This is a genomic window from Pseudomonas sp. SHLD1, from assembly GCF_028640935.1.
In the GTDB taxonomy this organism is placed as follows: Bacteria; Pseudomonadota; Gammaproteobacteria; order Pseudomonadales; family Pseudomonadaceae; genus Chryseomonas; species Chryseomonas aestiva.
This window is the reverse complement of sequence record NZ_JAQZAD010000032.1, coordinates 404,096-418,276: the sequence shown is the minus strand read 5'-3', so window position 1 is coordinate 418,276 and position 14,181 is coordinate 404,096. Positions and strand designations below refer to the sequence as shown.

Below are 14,181 nucleotides of genomic sequence, written 5' to 3'. Positions count from 1 at the left end.
TTGTAAATCGCGACCTGCCCTCAGGCAGGTTCGGCCGTGGTCTCGAACTCGAATTCCAGCTCGTCGTTCACCGCGTCGATGTGGACGATACCGCCATGGTCGGCCAGGTCCCCGAACAGGATCTGCTCGGCCAGCGGCCGCTTGATCTTGTCCTGGATGAGGCGCGCCATGGGACGAGCACCCATCTGCACATCGTAGCCACGCTCTGCCAGCCAGCTGCGGGCCGCATCCGTGACCTCAAGCTGGACACGCTTGTCTTCGAGCTGCGCCTGGAGTTCGGTAAGGAACTTGTCGACGATGCTCTTGATGACTTCCGTGCTCAGGCGGCCGAACTGGATGATGGTATCCAGACGGTTGCGGAACTCGGGCGTGAAGCTCTTCTTGATGACTTCCATGGCATCCGTGGTGTGATCCTGCAGCGTGAAGCCGATGGAGGCACGGGATGCGGTTTCGGCGCCGGCGTTGGTGGTCAGGATCAGGATCACGTTGCGGAAGTCGGCCTTGCGACCGTTGTTGTCCGTCAGGGTGCCATGGTCCATGACCTGCAGCAGCAGGTTGAACACCTCGGGGTGAGCCTTCTCGATCTCATCAAGCAGCAGCACGCAGTGCGGCGTCTTGGTGATGGCTTCGGTCAGCAGACCACCCTGGTCGAAACCGACATAGCCGGGAGGCGCACCGATCAGGCGAGACACGGTATGCCGCTCCATGTACTCGGACATGTCGAAGCGCACCAGTTCGACGCCCATGGCCTTGGCCAGCTGCCGGGCAACCTCGGTCTTGCCTACCCCGGTGGGACCGGCGAAGAGGAAGGAACCAACCGGCTTGTCCGGAGATTTCAGACCTGCACGGGACAGCTTGATCGCGGTGGACAGGGATTCGATGGCCAGGTCCTGACCGAAGACGGTCAGCTTGAGGTCGCGCTCCAGGTTGCGCAGCAGCTCCTTGTCGGAACTGTTGACGGTCTTCGGGGGGATCCGCGCGATCTTGGCGACGATGTCTTCGACCTGCTGCACGTCGATGCGCTCGGCACGACGGTCTTCGGGCTGCAGGCGCTGGTAGGCACCTGCCTCGTCGATCACGTCGATGGCCTTGTCGGGCATGTGCCGGTCGTTGATGTAGCGCGCAGCCAGTTCGGCTGCGGCACGCAGGGCCTCGTCGGTGTACTCGATGTGGTGATGCTGCTCGAAGCGCCCCTTGAGGCCACGCAGGATGCCGTAGGTATCATCCACCGACGGCTCGACGACATCGACCTTCTGGAAGCGCCGCGCCAGTGCCCGGTCCTTTTCGAAGATGCCGCGGAATTCCTGGAAGGTGGTCGAGCCGATGCAGCGGATCTCACCGGAGGACAGCAGCGGCTTGAGCAGGTTGGAGGCGTCCATCACCCCGCCCGAGGCTGCGCCGGCACCGATAATGGTGTGGATCTCGTCGATGAAGAGCACGGCGTGGGGCCGCTTCTTCAGCTCCGCCAGCAGGGCCTTGAATCTCTTTTCGAAATCGCCGCGGTATTTGGTCCCGGCCAGTAGCGCACCGAGATCGAGGGAATAGACCACGCTGTCGGCCAGCAGGTCGGGGACCTGACCGTCGACGATGCGCTTGGCCAGGCCTTCGGCGATGGCGGTCTTGCCGACGCCGGCCTCGCCCACCAGCAGCGGGTTGTTCTTGCGGCGCCGGGCAAGGATCTGGGCTACGCGCTCGACTTCCGATTCACGCCCCACCAGCGGATCGATGCGACCCTGGCGAGCCTGCTCGTTGAGGTTGCTGGCGTAGGCTTCCAGCGGATTATTGGAAGAGCTGGGTTCGGCACCCTCCTCCTCGGCAGCGTCCTGATCCTGCTCGGCTTCGGGTGCGGCCCCTGGCACCTTGGAGATGCCGTGCGCGATGAAATTGACCACATCGATCCGCGCCACGCTCTGCTGCTTGAGCAGGAACACTGCCTGGCTTTCCTGCTCGCTGAAGATGGCGACCAGGACGTTGGCCCCGGTCACTTCGCGCTTGCCCGAGCTCTGCACGTGGAAGACCGCACGCTGGAGGACACGCTGAAAACCCAGCGTCGGCTGGGTTTCGCGCTCGTCGTCCTGCTGTGGGATCAGGGGCGTGGTGGAATCTATGAATTCCAACAGATCGCGCCGCAGGCGATCAATGTTGGCGCCGCAGGCTCTCAACACGGTGGCCGCCGCTTCATTGTCCAGCAGCGCCAGCAGGAGGTGCTCAACGGTCATGAATTCATGACGCTTCGTCCTCGCCTCCTTGAAGGCGAGATTCAGGGTGACTTCGAGCTCACGATTCAACATAGCTTCACCTCATAGCCCAAGCAGCACAGTAGCCCAAGCAGCACAGATCTAACTTTCGATTTCGATTTCACACAGCAGCGGGTGGTTGCACTCCCTGGCATATTGATTGACTTGCATGGCCTTGGTTTCAGCGACATCGCGAGTAAATGTTCCGCAGACTGCCTTTCCCTGAGTATGCACAGTGAGCATCACCTGGGTAGCCGCTTCGCGGTTCATGCTGAAGTAGCGTTCCAGCACCTCGACGACGAACTCCATCGGGGTGTAGTCATCGTTATACATCAGAACTCGATATCTGGCTGGCCGTTTTAGTGCAGGTTTCGCCTCCTGCACCGCCAGGCCGCCGTTGTCGCCGTCCTGATGTTCGTTGTCGTCCGCCGCCAGTCGGATGGGGTCGATTACACGCATTCTGATCGATTCCGAATTACGGGATGAATAGCAGGAAAAAAAGAGCTTGATCCACGTCTCAGCCGCCTATTGCCTTGCCTTGACTAAGGCTGAAAGGGTGTTACAAACATCCTGTACCGACGAGGTACCAAGGGTTCCGTTGTAGTGGCGTCTGTGTGGATTCACTGGAACTGTAGTCGAATGATACTCCAGGCTTGGAGTCCTTTGCAGAGGGAGCCGGTATGCTCAGTGGCAAGGTCAAATGGTTCAACAACGCCAAAGGATATGGCTTCATCGTTGCAGATAACAGTGATGAAGACCTATTCGCTCATTACTCGGCCATTCAGATGGACGGTTACCGCACGCTGAAGGCGGGCCAGGCGGTCAACTTCAATATCGTTCAGGGTCCCAAGGGCCTGCACGCCGTCGAGATTCGCGCGGCCGAAGTGAGCGCACCCGCCGCTGCGCCGGCCACCAATACCCTCGATGTGCGGGATACGGTCAGTACGGAAGCCTGATCTCACGCCCCTTCGGGGGCGCCATCTCCCCCTTCGCGCCGCTGTCCTTCGCTGTGCCCAAGATCGCGCTCCGGAAACAGCAGGTTCCTGACCCGATTCTTCAGCGCTCTGGCATCGGGAAAGCCGCCATCCCTCTTCCGCTCCCAGAGCACCTCTTCGCCACAGGCGACCTCGAACACGCCACCGGTTCCCGGTAACAATGTCACTCCCCCCAGATCGGTACCGAAGGTGCTGAGCAGCTCCTGGGCCAGCCAGCCCGAGCGCAGCAGCCATTGGCACTGGGTGCAGTAGTGGATGGTGATGATAGGTCTGGCGTCCGCCACGGTACACCTCGCAAGGCCTGGGCTCCCTATAATACGCAGCTCCCGATTCCGTCCGCCATGTGGTCCGTCCTATGCGCCTGTTGCTGCTGGTAGCCTGTCTTCTCCTGTCCGCCCTGGCCTGGAGTGCCCCGCCGCCGAAGGTCGGCCTGGTGCTGTCTGGCGGCGCGGCCCGGGGACTGGCGCATATCGGCGTGCTGAAGGCGCTGGAGGAACAGGGCATCCAGGTTGACGCCATCGCCGGCACCAGCATGGGCGCGGTGATCGGCGGCCTCTATGCCGCCGGCTACAGCGCCGAGGAACTGGAACGCATCGCACTGGACATGGACTGGGGCCAGGTACTGTCCGACCAGCCGCCACGCAAGGACGTGCCCTACCGGCGCAAGCAGGATGACCGGGACTTCCTGGTCAAGCAGAAGCTCAGCTTTCGGGATGACGGCACCCTGGGCCTGCCCATCGGGGTGATCCAGGGCCAGAACCTGGGGATGATGCTGGAAAAGCTGTTCGTGCATACCAGCGATACCCGGGACTTCAGCCAGTTGGCCATCCCCTTCCGCGCGGTGGCCACGGACATCACCACCGGCGAGAAGGTGGTCTTCGATCATGGTCATCTGCCCCGCGCGATCCGCGCCAGCATGTCGATTCCGGCGGTGTTCGCTCCGGTGGAAATCGACGGCCGGCTGCTGGTGGATGGCGGCATGGTCGACAACATCCCCATCGACGTGGCCCGGGACATGGGCGCGCAGCGGGTGGTGGTGGTGGACATCGGTACCCCGCTGCTCAAGCGCAGGGACCTGACCACGGTACTGGACGTGCTCAACCAGTCCACCACCCTGATGACGCGCAACAATTCCCAGGCGCAGCTGGCGACCCTGGGCAAGCAGGACCTGCTGATCCAGCCGCCACTGGCCAGCTATACCAGCGCCGACTTCAGCGAGGTCAGGGCGCTGATCGATGCCGGCTATCGGGCGACCATGGCGATGGCGAGCGAACTGGCGGTGCTGCGCAAGGACGCGAAAAGCGAGCGCTCCACGGCCGTGGCAGCCGCGCGCGCGCCCAGCAACCGCACCCCGGTCATCGACGCCATCCGCATCGAGAACGACTCCAAGGTCGAAGACGAGGTCATTCGTCACTACATCCGCCAGCGCCTGGGCGAACCCCTCAATGTCGAGCGCCTGCAGGACGACATGAGCACCCTCTACGGCCTGGATTACTTCGACCAGGTGGAATACCGCATCCGCCGGGACGGCCCTGGCGACAACGTGCTGGTGATCTATGCCCGCGGCAAGCGCAGCGGTACGGACTTCCTGCGGCTGGGCCTGAATCTATCCGACGACCTGCGGGGCGACAGCGCCTTCAACTTCGGTGCCAGCTATCGCATCAACGGCCTCAACCGCCTGGGCGGCGAATGGCTGACCCGGATGCAGATCGGCGATCACCAGGAGCTCTACAGCGAGTTCTACCAGCCTCTGGATGTGGGCTCACGCTATTTCATCGCGCCCTACGTCGGCGGCGAGGCCCGCAACATCGAGCAACTGGAGCGCAACGACCCCATCGCCGAATACCGGCGCGAGCGCTATGGCTTCGGCCTCAATGTGGGTCGGCAGATCGGCAACAAGGCCGAGCTGCGCCTGGGTATCGGCCATGACTGGGGCAGTACCAAGGTGCATGTCGGACCGCGCGACACCCCGGAGGAATCCTTTACCGAAGGCTTCTACGAGTTACGCTATTCGCTGGACGATCTGGACGACGTGAACTTCCCGCGAGAGGGCCAGGACCTGGCGCTGACGCTCAGGCAGTTCGATCCGAGTCTGGGTTCGGACTCACGCTACCGTCAGCTGGACCTGCACCTGAACAAGGCGCTCAGCTATGGCTACAACACCTTCGTGCTGGGGGGCGGCCTGGGGCGCACCCTGTCGACGGACAGCGACACCAACGTGGTAACCAGCAGCTTCCTGCTGGGGGGTGCCTGGCAGCTCTCGGGCTATCGGCAGGATGCCCTGTCCGGCCAGAACTACGGCCTGGCGCGGCTGATCTACTACCACCAGCTCACGCAGCGCTCGCTGTTCCCGCTGGACACCCCGGTCTATCTGGGCGGCAGCCTGGAACAGGGACGCATCTGGAATCGGGATGACGACTACGACAGCGGCAACATCAGCGCGGCCAGCCTGTTCCTCGGGCTGGACACGCCACTGGGACCGCTCAAGTTCACCTATGGCCTGAGCGACCAGGGCGAACACGCCTTCTACATCAACCTGGGCAACAGCTTCTGATCAGGCGATGCGGGACAGCAGGATCTCGGCCCGCTCGCGCTGGCTGTCGCTGCCTTCGCTGACGATTTCCTGCAACAGCGAGGCGGCGTGCTGAACGTCGCCCTGGTCGAGACAGGCCTCGGCCTCGGCAAACCGCCGGGCAATGGCATCGGCCATGAAGTGCTCGTCGAGACTCAGGTCCAGCTCCATGACGCCCGGCAACTCGCCCAGGCCTTCGGGAAAGTCGTCTTCCAGGGAGACTTCCAGGGCATCGACCTGCTTCCACCCCGAATCGGCATCCAGCTCTTCGGTCAGGGCAATGGCTTCATCGAGACTCAGATCCGCCAGATCCAGATCGTAGTGCTCTTCGGTCACCGGCGCGGGTACCGCCGGCTCGGCGAACTGCAACTCCGCCGACCATTCGCTGGCCGGCGCATCGAAGGCTGGCAGGTCGAGGTCCAGATCGTCCTCCAGCAGGGGCTCCACCGGATCGGCGGACATGCCGGGAAACTGGGCGTGCAGCACCGCCAGGCTCGCCGCCACGCCTCCCAGCGCCAGGAAACGCTGCTCGTGCTCCCTGAACGCCGGAGCCTCGCCCAGGGTGGCCAGCACCCGGAGCAGCAGCAGCCGCAGATCCTGACGCCGATCATCTTCGGCCAGGCCGCTTTCCAGCACTTCCCGCGCCTGGCCATAGCGGCCATAGGCGATGTAGATCTCCGCACGACCGGCATGATCGTCGACCGGCGCCGGGCTGGCGGCGACGGCTGCGGGCTTGGCCCTGGACTTGGCAACCACCGGCTGGGTCGCGGCCAGCACGGGCTCGGGCAAGGGCTCGACCATTTCGACACTTGCGACGTCATCCGCATCGTCGAAGACGACGTCTTCCGCCTTACGCCGGCGCCACCAGAGCACGCCGGCCAGGGCCAGCAGGGCCGCGCCACCCGCCAACAACAGCGAGCGCAGTGACAACAGGCCTTCGTCGGTGCCGCCCGCGGCAGGACTGGAGACAACGGGCGCCGATTGAGCGGCAGGGCTTTCCGGTGCCGGCGTCGCGGGAGCGGGCGTCGGCGTGGCCAGGGCCACCGAACGCGCCTGCTTCAACTGCTGCTGCAGACCTTCACGGTCCTGCTGGAGCTGCTCGATCATCACCTCTTTCTGTGCCAGCAGTGCGTCGTAACGCTCCTGCAGCTGAGTCAGCTGACCTTCCAGGTCGCCAACCTGCCGCCCGAGGTCCTGCGTCACCAGTAGGGGCTTGGTGTCTTCGGCAGAGCTTCCGGCCGGCTGCGGCGCCGCTACTGGAGGCGCCACTGATTCCGGTACCGGTGCCGGTGCGGGCGCAGCGACGGGTGCCGCGGCAGGTGCTGGCGCAGCAGATGCCGGTGCCAGAGCGGGCGCCGTGGCGACCGGTGCAGCGGGTATCGGGCTCGGCGCGGGCGGCGTGGTCCTGGCGACTGCCGGCTGCCGCGGCGCAGGTTCACTGACACCCACGGGCAGGCGCAGGCGCTGACCGGCCTTGAGCCGTCCGGGATCATTGTTGGCGAAGGACGCCGGATTGAGGGCGAACAGATCGGCCATGAGCTGCTCGGCCGATCGATTGGCCATTGGCCCCAGGCGCTTGGCGATGCTCCAGAGGGTATCCCTGGGACGCGTCTGGTAGACGCCCTCCCCGGCGGCCAGGTCCGGCGAGGGCGCCAGCCCCTGGCGCGGTGCCGATACGGCCTGACGGACCACCGGATCGGCGGCCGGGGCGGCGGCGCGAGCGGGCGCCGCCTGGACGCGCGCCGGGGCGGTACTGGCGACGCTGGTGGGGGCGCCACCACTGCGCGGCGGATCCACCAGCAGGGTGAACTCGCGCAACTGCTTGCCGCCCGGCTGTTCCAGCTGAACGATGAAGCCCAGATAGGGCTCGACCAGCGAGCGGCGCGAGGTCACTTCGACATAGCTGCCCGCCGCCGTGCGCAGGTGCGGGGTGAACTTCAGATCGTCGAGGAACTGGGTGCGATCCACTCCGGCCTGGGCAAAGGCCTCGTTCGCCGCCAGATGGATGCGGAAGTCCTCGGCACCGGCATCGCCGATGTTGACCAACTCGATCCGCGCGCGCAGAGGTTCGTTGAGCGAAGACTGCAGGGTGATGCCCCCCAGGCCGAGCGCGAACGCCGCTTGAGGAAGAGGAGTCAGCGCGGCGGCCGACAGAAGAACAAAGGCAAGGGGACGGCGTTTCGCGACCATGGATACCGCTGCGTCAGGTATTCGAGGAAACCGGTGTTTTAGCGCGGTGGCTCACAAAAATCGCCTCCGCTACGCTGGAACGTAGCATCGATACCGACAGACGGCAAACCGATGGCCGCGCGCGCAGAAAAGCGGCCAAGGATGGCTGGGAGCGCCAGCAGCGATGCCAGACGCTCCGGCCAGACCCGACCCCGGGGCTGGGCGGAGGAGCCCGGGCGCCCCTAGCCGCCAGACGGCGGTCAGCCGCGCTCGAGATTGGCCAGGACGCGCTGATGCACCTGCTGGCAGATGGCGATCTCTTCATCGTCGAGGCCGCTGAGCAGTTCCTTGCGCAGGGCTTCGGCGATGGTCTCGATCTTCTCGATCAGCGGACCGGCTTCCTGGGTCAGCATGATGCGCTTGGCGCGACGGTCCTCGGTGACCGCCAGACGCTTGACCAGACCCTGCTTTTCCAGGCCGTCCAGCAACCGTGCCAGGGTCGGCCCCTCGATGCTGATGCTCTGGGCGAGTTCACGTTGGGTGGGCTGCACACCCTTCATCCGGGCCAGGTTCAGCAACACCTGCCAGCGCGCCTGAGACAGCCCCAGGTGACTCAGGCGCCGGTCTAGCTCGGCGCGCCAGGCACGGGAGACGTGGAAGATCTGGCGGCCAAACAGGTGTGGATCGGTAGGGGTCATTCAGGCTAAACCTTGTACTTGGATTTTCTCATTATTCTGGTTACAGGCATGGCGGGGCAACCGCCGCGCCTCGCTAGTCCGCCAATTCCGCCTGCAAGGCTGCCCGCACACAGTACAGCGCCCCAGTCGCCACCCGCCCCTCGAAGCGCGCGGCGACATGGGCGACCGGTGGCAACTCGCCCTCGTCTTCGAGGAAGGCATCCTGGATTTCCGCCAGCAGATCCTCCGGCAGGTCGAGGGCCTGTTCTAGGGCGATCTGCTGCCCGGCGATGGCTTCGGCCAATAGTGCATAGACATTCTTTTCCGAGCAATTGAGCTGCCGCGCAGCCTGCTCGGGCGTCATGCCGGCGCGTACCAGGGTCAGCACCTCGTGGCGTACGTCGGCGACCGGAGCCGCCGCGGCGTCGCCGTCATTGAGGACGTCGAGGAAAGCCTGACCATAACGCTCCAGCTTGCGGGCGCCCACGCCGCTGACCCGGCTCATCTCGTCCAGCGAGCGCGGCTGGCTGCGCAGCATCTCCAGCAGGGTGGCGTCGGGGAAGATCACATAGGGCGGCACCGAATGCTCTTCGGCCAGCTTGCGTCTCAGGGTGCGCAGGACCTCCCAGAGTTCGCGCTCGTCGGCGCGCACCAGCTGGCTGGCGGCGCTAGCCGAACCGCTGCCACTGCTGCCCCGGCCACGCTGGGGCTTGGGGTCACGGCGCAATTCGATGCGAACCTCGCCCCGCAGCAGCGGCCGGCAACTTTCGGTCAGGCGCAGGCCGCCATAGCCGTCGACATCCACCTCGGCCAGGCCGCGGGCCACCAGTTGGCGGAACAGGGTGCGCCACTCGTCCTCGCCGCGGGCCTTGCCCAGGCCGAACACGGCGAGCCGCTGGTGGCCGAGGCTGGTGATCTTTTCGGTCTCGCGACCGAGCAGGATGTCGACCAGGTGCCCTACCCCATAGCGCTGACCGCTGCGGTAGATGGCCGACAACGCCTGACGCGCCGGCTCGGTGGCATCCCAGGTCTCGACGGTGTCGATGCAGTTGTCGCAATGGCCACAGGGCTGGGGCAGGTGCTCGTCGAAATAGGCCAGCAGCACCTGGCGCCGGCAACGGGTTTCCTCGCACAGCGCCAGCATGGCTTCGAGCTTGTGCCGCTCGATGCGCTTGTGGCGCTCGTCGCCCTCGGAGTTCTGCATCATCTGCCGCAGCAGCAGCACGTCCTGCAGGCCGTAGGCCATCCAGGCGTCAGCGGGCAGGCCATCGCGGCCGGCCCGGCCGGTTTCCTGGTAGTAGGCTTCCAGGCTCTTGGGCAGATCGAGGTGAGCGACGAAGCGCACGTTGGGCTTGTCGATGCCCATGCCGAAGGCGATGGTGGCGACCATGATCAGCCCTTCCTCGTTGAGGAAACGCTTCTGGTTGGCGGCGCGCACGTCGTTGGGCAGGCCGGCGTGATAGGGCAAGGCGGGGAAGCCCTGGTTGCTGAGCTGCTCGGCCACCTCCTCGACCTTCTTGCGCGACATGCAGTAGACGATGCCGGCATCGCCGCGACGCTCGGCGAGAAAGGCCAGCAGCTGCTTGCGCGGCGCTTCCTTGGGCACGATGCGGTAGAAGATGTTGGGGCGATCGAAGCTGGAGAGGAAACGCTCGGCCTCTTCCAGGTGCAGGCGGCTGGCCATCTCTTCGCGGGTGCGGGAATCCGCGGTGGCAGTGAGCGCCAGGCGCGGCACGTCGGGGAAGTGTTCGGCCAGTTGGCCGAGCTGCATGTATTCCGGACGGAAGTCATGCCCCCACTGGGACACGCAGTGGGCTTCATCGATGGCGAACAGGGCGATCGGCAGGCGCTTGAGGAAGTCCAGCATGCGCGGCTGGACCAGGCGCTCGGGCGCGAGATAGAGCAGCTTGATCTCGCCGCGCTCCAGCTGCGCGGCGACGGATCTCTGCTGTTCGCCGGTCATGGTGGAATTGAGCGCCGTCGCCGACACGCCCAGCTCCAGGAGGGTGGCGACCTGGTCGTCCATCAGCGCGATCAGTGGCGAGACCACCACGGCCACACCGGGCCGCAGGAGCGCCGGCACCTGGTAGCACAGGGATTTGCCGCCGCCCGTGGGCATCAGCACCAGCGCATCGCCACCACTGGCCACACGCTCGATGATCCGGGCCTGGTTGCCACGGAACGCGTCGTAGCCAAAGACGTCTTTAAGGATGCGCAGCGCGGGTTCTGACATGAAGCCTCCTCGAATGGAAAGGCCATTATACGGATGCCGGGGTCGCTGCGGCGGTGCTTTTCCGTCGGCCGGCCCCAGGCCGTCGGGTTCGACGTGACCCGGGCGCTCGTCTACAATTCCGGCCGTTCTGCCCTTTCGAATCCTTTCCGAGGTAAGTAGCCGATGTCCTTCGCCGAACAATTGACCCGTCTGCGCGATTTTCTCGATGCAGACGATCTGCACGAAGAAGCGCTCGACTACGTAGCCGCCCATGGCTACCTGACCGCCCTGTCCATCTGCCCGGAAGAGGTTCCCGAACGCGAGTGGATCGACGCGCTCTTCGCCGAACCGCCGCAGTATCGCGACGCTGCCCAGCAGGAAGAGATCGAGCGCTCCCTGGTGCAGCTCAAGGCGCATATCCTGCGCGTGCTGGGCAGTGACGAAGAGCTGGACCTGCCGTGCGACCTGGAGCTCGGCCCGGAGCCGGACGACTCCGAGCTGCGCGGCTGGTGCATCGGCTTCATGGAAGGGGTCTTCCTGCGCGAAGCCGTGTGGTTCGAAGATGCCGAGGACGAAGTCAGCGAGCTGCTGCTGCCGATCATGGTTGGTTCGGGTCTGTTCGACGAACAGCCGGAGTTCGCCGAGATCGCCCAGGACCGCCGCCTGGTCGCCGACATGATGGTGCAGATTCCGGAATTGCTGACCCAGCTGTTCCTGCTCTGCCATTCCCCCGAAGAAAAGCCGGCGCTGCTGAAGCCGCGTCACTGAGCGATGGACGAGGCCACTCCCAGACCCCGCCAGCGCAAGGGCTGGGTCCGCTACCTGCTGCTGGGCATCGGCTGGTTGAGCGTGGCCCTGGGCATCATCGGCGCCTTTCTGCCGCTGCTGCCCACCACGCCCTTCCTATTGCTGGCCGCGGCCTGCTTCATGCGCAGTTCGGAGCGGTTCTACCTGTGGCTGATCAACCACAGATGGCTGGGGCCCTGGGTCAAACCCTATCTGGAAGGCGACGGCATCCCGCTCAAGGGCAAGGTCTACGCCATCGTCGCCATGTGGATCAGCGTGGGGTTTTCCTGCTGGCTGGTGCCCTATGTCTGGGCCCGGGTGGCGGCCTTCACCAGTTGCGCGGCGGTAACGGTTTACCTGCTCCGGCAAAAGACCCGACACTAGCCACCGTCAGGCATGAAAAAGGGCGATCAGCGATGATCGCCCTTTTTCATGGGTGGCGCTGGGGCGTCAGGCGGCCCTGGCCATGGGGGTCGGGGGCGCCTGATCGGGGACGGTGGGCTCGCCCGGTTCGCTGGGCTGGATGGGTGCGGGATCGGGCTGATCGGGTTCACCGCCCGCGCGGGGCTGGACCAGGGCGGTAAAGCTGGCGAGTTCGCTGTGCTGGTGGATCGGGAAGCGGGACATGGGGTGACTCCTCTGCTGACTCCCTAGGTAGAGTCGTCCAGCCGCGGGGTAATTCCCTCAATCGCCTGGTGCTGCCCCGCCATGATTGCGAGCAAAGGTTTCCGGTCCCATGGCGGCGATCTGGCCGTCGATCAGCGCCTCGAAAGGTGCCAGCAAGGCGTCGAAGCGGCGCGGAGCCTCCAGTGCATTCAACGCCGCGACCACGGCCTCCACGGTCGACAACGCATCCGCCGCCGGTGCCTTGCGTACCCGGTAACGCGACGGTGCGCCGGGCGGCAGGGTGAGCCTGGGCAGGGCCGCCAACAGCGGATTGGCATGCAGCAGCAGGCGTGCCTTGCGCCAGGTGCCGTCGGGAATCACCAGCAGCCGTCGCGATTCTGTCGCAGCAGTGGGCGGCAACCGATCCACCGGGATCGCCCCGGGCCCGGGGAACAGCAGCCAGGCGTCATGGCCGACGAGCCAGAGCGGCAATTCGGCGAAGGTCTCGCCGATTTCGAGGCGTGCGTTGCTGAGTCCCAGCGCCGCCAGGCGTGCCGTGTTGAGCGGGTGACGGCGCTCACTGGGATGCTGCAGCAGCAGTACCCGGGTGCGGCTGGTCAGCGAGGGGATCAGCGCGCACAGGCACAACGGCAGGGGCCGCTGACAGCGCGCGCAGGCGGGACGGGACATCTGGACTTCCGGAGCGAATCGGGGCGGCGATCATACCGGATCACCGCCGCCCTCCCCGACTCAGCGATTGAAGCGGGCGGTGAGATCGTGCAGATAGTCGGCCATGCCTTCCAGTTCACGACTCAGTTCCGAGCCACGACGAGCCTGGGCGGAGCTGTGATCGGAGAGATCGGCGATGCGGCTGATCTGCCGGTTGATGTCTTCGGACACATGGCTCTGCTCTTCCACCGCGGTGGCCATCTGCTGGCTCATGGCGGTGATGAGGCTGACCGATTCGCTGATGCCTTCCAAAGACTCGCGTACCGCCGCCGAATGGCGTTCGCTCTGGCGCGAGGTCTCTTCGCCGCGACTGGCGGTGGCCACGGCGCGGTCGGCATTGGCCTGCAGATTGGCGATGATCTGGTGGATCTGTTCGGTGGATTCGCGAGTGCGGGAGGCCAGCGAGCGCACCTCGTCGGCCACCACGGCGAATCCGCGACCGGCCTCACCGGCACGGGCGGCCTCGATGGCGGCGTTGAGGGCCAGCAGGTTGGTCTGCTCGGCGATGGCGGTGATGACATCGGCGACGCTGCCGATGCTCTGGGTCGAACTGGCCAGTTCGCCCACGGCCTGGCCGATGTCGCTGACCGCGGCACCGAGTTCGCGCATGGACGTCAGGCTCTCTTCGGCCTTATCACGCCCGGAGTGCACCAGGCTCTCGGCGTTGGCCGCCGCCTGAGCGGTCTCCTGGACGTTCTGCGAGACCTCGTGGATGGTGGAGGTCATCTGGGTGATGGCCGCGGCGGACTGGTCGGTCTCGTGGCGCTGCTGATCCAGCAATTCGGCCTCGGACTGGGCCAGCTGGGAGGATTCGCGCGCCTTGACGCGCACGCTGTCGCCCACGTCGGCCAGACGGGTCAGGGCCGTCTGCAGGCGCGCGGCTTCGCTGTGCAGCGCCAGATCCAGGCGTGCCGGAGCGCCGCACTGGTCGCTGTAGGTCGGGGCCACCACGGCACTGGAAAACATCTTCGGATGATCGGCGAGGATGCGCTCGATGCTGGCGCGCTGACGATAGAGCTGGTGCGCGCTGATACCCAGCAGCGCCGCGACGATGAGGACCGCCTGACTGGTGTCATCCAGCAGGAAATGGCCGCTCAGGATGACGCCGGTGGCCGCTACCGTCGACCAGCAGGCGGCGATGGCGCTGCCCAGGCGGCGGGTCACGGGCACGGGCGCCTTGCCGGCATTGATGCGGGCA

Annotated in this window: 13 protein-coding genes; 4 read left to right on the top strand and 9 right to left on the bottom strand. The window is 65.4% G+C overall.

Annotated features, from left to right (window positions below):
• Positions 1 to 20: 20 nt before the first annotated feature.
• Both clpA and clpS read right to left on the bottom strand, forming a co-directional pair.
• Positions 21 to 2,291: an ATP-dependent Clp protease ATP-binding subunit ClpA gene (gene clpA / locus PVZ77_RS22845; protein WP_133859226.1), complete on the bottom strand. Its 2,271-nt coding sequence runs from the start codon at positions 2,289 to 2,291 to the stop codon at positions 21 to 23.
• A 48-nt stretch (positions 2,292 to 2,339) separates the two neighbouring features.
• Positions 2,340 to 2,696: an ATP-dependent Clp protease adapter ClpS gene (gene clpS, locus PVZ77_RS22840; protein ID WP_007162298.1), complete on the bottom strand. Its 357-nt coding sequence runs from the start codon at positions 2,694 to 2,696 to the stop codon at positions 2,340 to 2,342.
• A gap of 221 nt (positions 2,697 to 2,917) precedes the next feature.
• Here clpS and cspD point away from each other — a divergent pair, with 221 nt between their 5' ends.
• Positions 2,918 to 3,193 (top strand): cold shock domain-containing protein CspD, encoded by a 276-nt coding sequence (gene cspD, locus PVZ77_RS22835; protein WP_133859227.1) that lies wholly within the window; start codon positions 2,918 to 2,920, stop codon positions 3,191 to 3,193.
• Between the two features lie 2 nt (positions 3,194 to 3,195).
• On the opposite strand, the gene PVZ77_RS22830 is transcribed toward cspD, so the two are convergent.
• Positions 3,196 to 3,516: a SelT/SelW/SelH family protein gene (locus PVZ77_RS22830; RefSeq protein WP_273807047.1), complete on the bottom strand. Its 321-nt coding sequence runs from the start codon at positions 3,514 to 3,516 to the stop codon at positions 3,196 to 3,198.
• A gap of 71 nt (positions 3,517 to 3,587) precedes the next feature.
• Here PVZ77_RS22830 and PVZ77_RS22825 point away from each other — a divergent pair, with 71 nt between their 5' ends.
• Positions 3,588 to 5,786: a patatin-like phospholipase family protein gene (locus tag PVZ77_RS22825; protein WP_273807046.1), complete on the top strand. Its 2,199-nt coding sequence runs from the start codon at positions 3,588 to 3,590 to the stop codon at positions 5,784 to 5,786.
• Here PVZ77_RS22825 and PVZ77_RS22820 read toward each other — a convergent pair whose 3' ends face one another.
• The 3 genes from PVZ77_RS22820 to recQ form a co-directional block, all read right to left on the bottom strand.
• Positions 5,787 to 7,994: a FimV/HubP family polar landmark protein gene (locus PVZ77_RS22820; protein ID WP_273807045.1), complete on the bottom strand. Its 2,208-nt coding sequence runs from the start codon at positions 7,992 to 7,994 to the stop codon at positions 5,787 to 5,789.
• Positions 7,995 to 8,233: 239 nt separating this feature from the next.
• Entirely contained in the window at positions 8,234 to 8,671 is a 438-nt protein-coding gene (locus tag PVZ77_RS22815; RefSeq protein ID WP_007162293.1) for a MarR family transcriptional regulator, read from the bottom strand.
• A gap of 73 nt (positions 8,672 to 8,744) precedes the next feature.
• Complete coding sequence (gene recQ, locus PVZ77_RS22810; protein WP_273807044.1) at positions 8,745 to 10,883, bottom strand: DNA helicase RecQ; 2,139 nt, start codon at positions 10,881 to 10,883, stop codon at positions 8,745 to 8,747.
• A gap of 162 nt (positions 10,884 to 11,045) precedes the next feature.
• On the opposite strand from recQ, the gene PVZ77_RS22805 reads away from it, so the two are divergent.
• Positions 11,046 to 11,630 (top strand): UPF0149 family protein, encoded by a 585-nt coding sequence (locus PVZ77_RS22805; protein ID WP_158895048.1) that lies wholly within the window; start codon positions 11,046 to 11,048, stop codon positions 11,628 to 11,630.
• Between the two features lie 3 nt (positions 11,631 to 11,633).
• Positions 11,634 to 12,032 (top strand): YbaN family protein, encoded by a 399-nt coding sequence (locus PVZ77_RS22800; protein WP_273807043.1) that lies wholly within the window; start codon positions 11,634 to 11,636, stop codon positions 12,030 to 12,032.
• Between the two features lie 66 nt (positions 12,033 to 12,098).
• On the opposite strand, the gene PVZ77_RS22795 is transcribed toward PVZ77_RS22800, so the two are convergent.
• The 3 genes from PVZ77_RS22795 to PVZ77_RS22785 are packed head-to-tail and all read right to left on the bottom strand — an operon-like array spanning position 12,099 to position 14,147.
• Positions 12,099 to 12,275 (bottom strand): hypothetical protein, encoded by a 177-nt coding sequence (locus PVZ77_RS22795; RefSeq protein ID WP_273807042.1) that lies wholly within the window; start codon positions 12,273 to 12,275, stop codon positions 12,099 to 12,101.
• Between the two features lie 57 nt (positions 12,276 to 12,332).
• A complete protein-coding gene (locus PVZ77_RS22790) occupies positions 12,333 to 12,944 on the bottom strand; it encodes a tRNA-uridine aminocarboxypropyltransferase (protein WP_273807041.1) in 612 nt (203 codons plus the stop codon).
• Positions 12,945 to 13,004: 60 nt separating this feature from the next.
• The gene (locus PVZ77_RS22785) at positions 13,005 to 14,147 is read right to left on the bottom strand and encodes a methyl-accepting chemotaxis protein (RefSeq protein ID WP_405046282.1); all 1,143 of its coding nucleotides are present in this window, start codon (positions 14,145 to 14,147) and stop codon (positions 13,005 to 13,007) included.
• Between the last annotated feature and the right edge of the window lie 34 nt (positions 14,148 to 14,181).

Coding starts and splice junctions, on each gene's coding strand:
- clpA (WP_133859226.1), bottom strand. CDS start 2,291: ATGTTGAATCGTGAGCTCGAAGTCACCCTGAATCTCGCCTTCAAGGAG.
- clpS (WP_007162298.1), bottom strand. CDS start 2,696: ATGCGTGTAATCGACCCCATCCGACTGGCGGCGGACGACAACGAACAT.
- cspD (WP_133859227.1), top strand. CDS start 2,918: ATGCTCAGTGGCAAGGTCAAATGGTTCAACAACGCCAAAGGATATGGC.
- PVZ77_RS22825 (WP_273807046.1), top strand. CDS start 3,588: ATGCGCCTGTTGCTGCTGGTAGCCTGTCTTCTCCTGTCCGCCCTGGCC.
- PVZ77_RS22820 (WP_273807045.1), bottom strand. CDS start 7,994: ATGGTCGCGAAACGCCGTCCCCTTGCCTTTGTTCTTCTGTCGGCCGCC.
- PVZ77_RS22815 (WP_007162293.1), bottom strand. CDS start 8,671: ATGACCCCTACCGATCCACACCTGTTTGGCCGCCAGATCTTCCACGTC.
- recQ (WP_273807044.1), bottom strand. CDS start 10,883: ATGTCAGAACCCGCGCTGCGCATCCTTAAAGACGTCTTTGGCTACGAC.
- PVZ77_RS22805 (WP_158895048.1), top strand. CDS start 11,046: ATGTCCTTCGCCGAACAATTGACCCGTCTGCGCGATTTTCTCGATGCA.
- PVZ77_RS22800 (WP_273807043.1), top strand. CDS start 11,634: ATGGACGAGGCCACTCCCAGACCCCGCCAGCGCAAGGGCTGGGTCCGC.
- PVZ77_RS22795 (WP_273807042.1), bottom strand. CDS start 12,275: ATGTCCCGCTTCCCGATCCACCAGCACAGCGAACTCGCCAGCTTTACC.
- PVZ77_RS22790 (WP_273807041.1), bottom strand. CDS start 12,944: ATGTCCCGTCCCGCCTGCGCGCGCTGTCAGCGGCCCCTGCCGTTGTGC.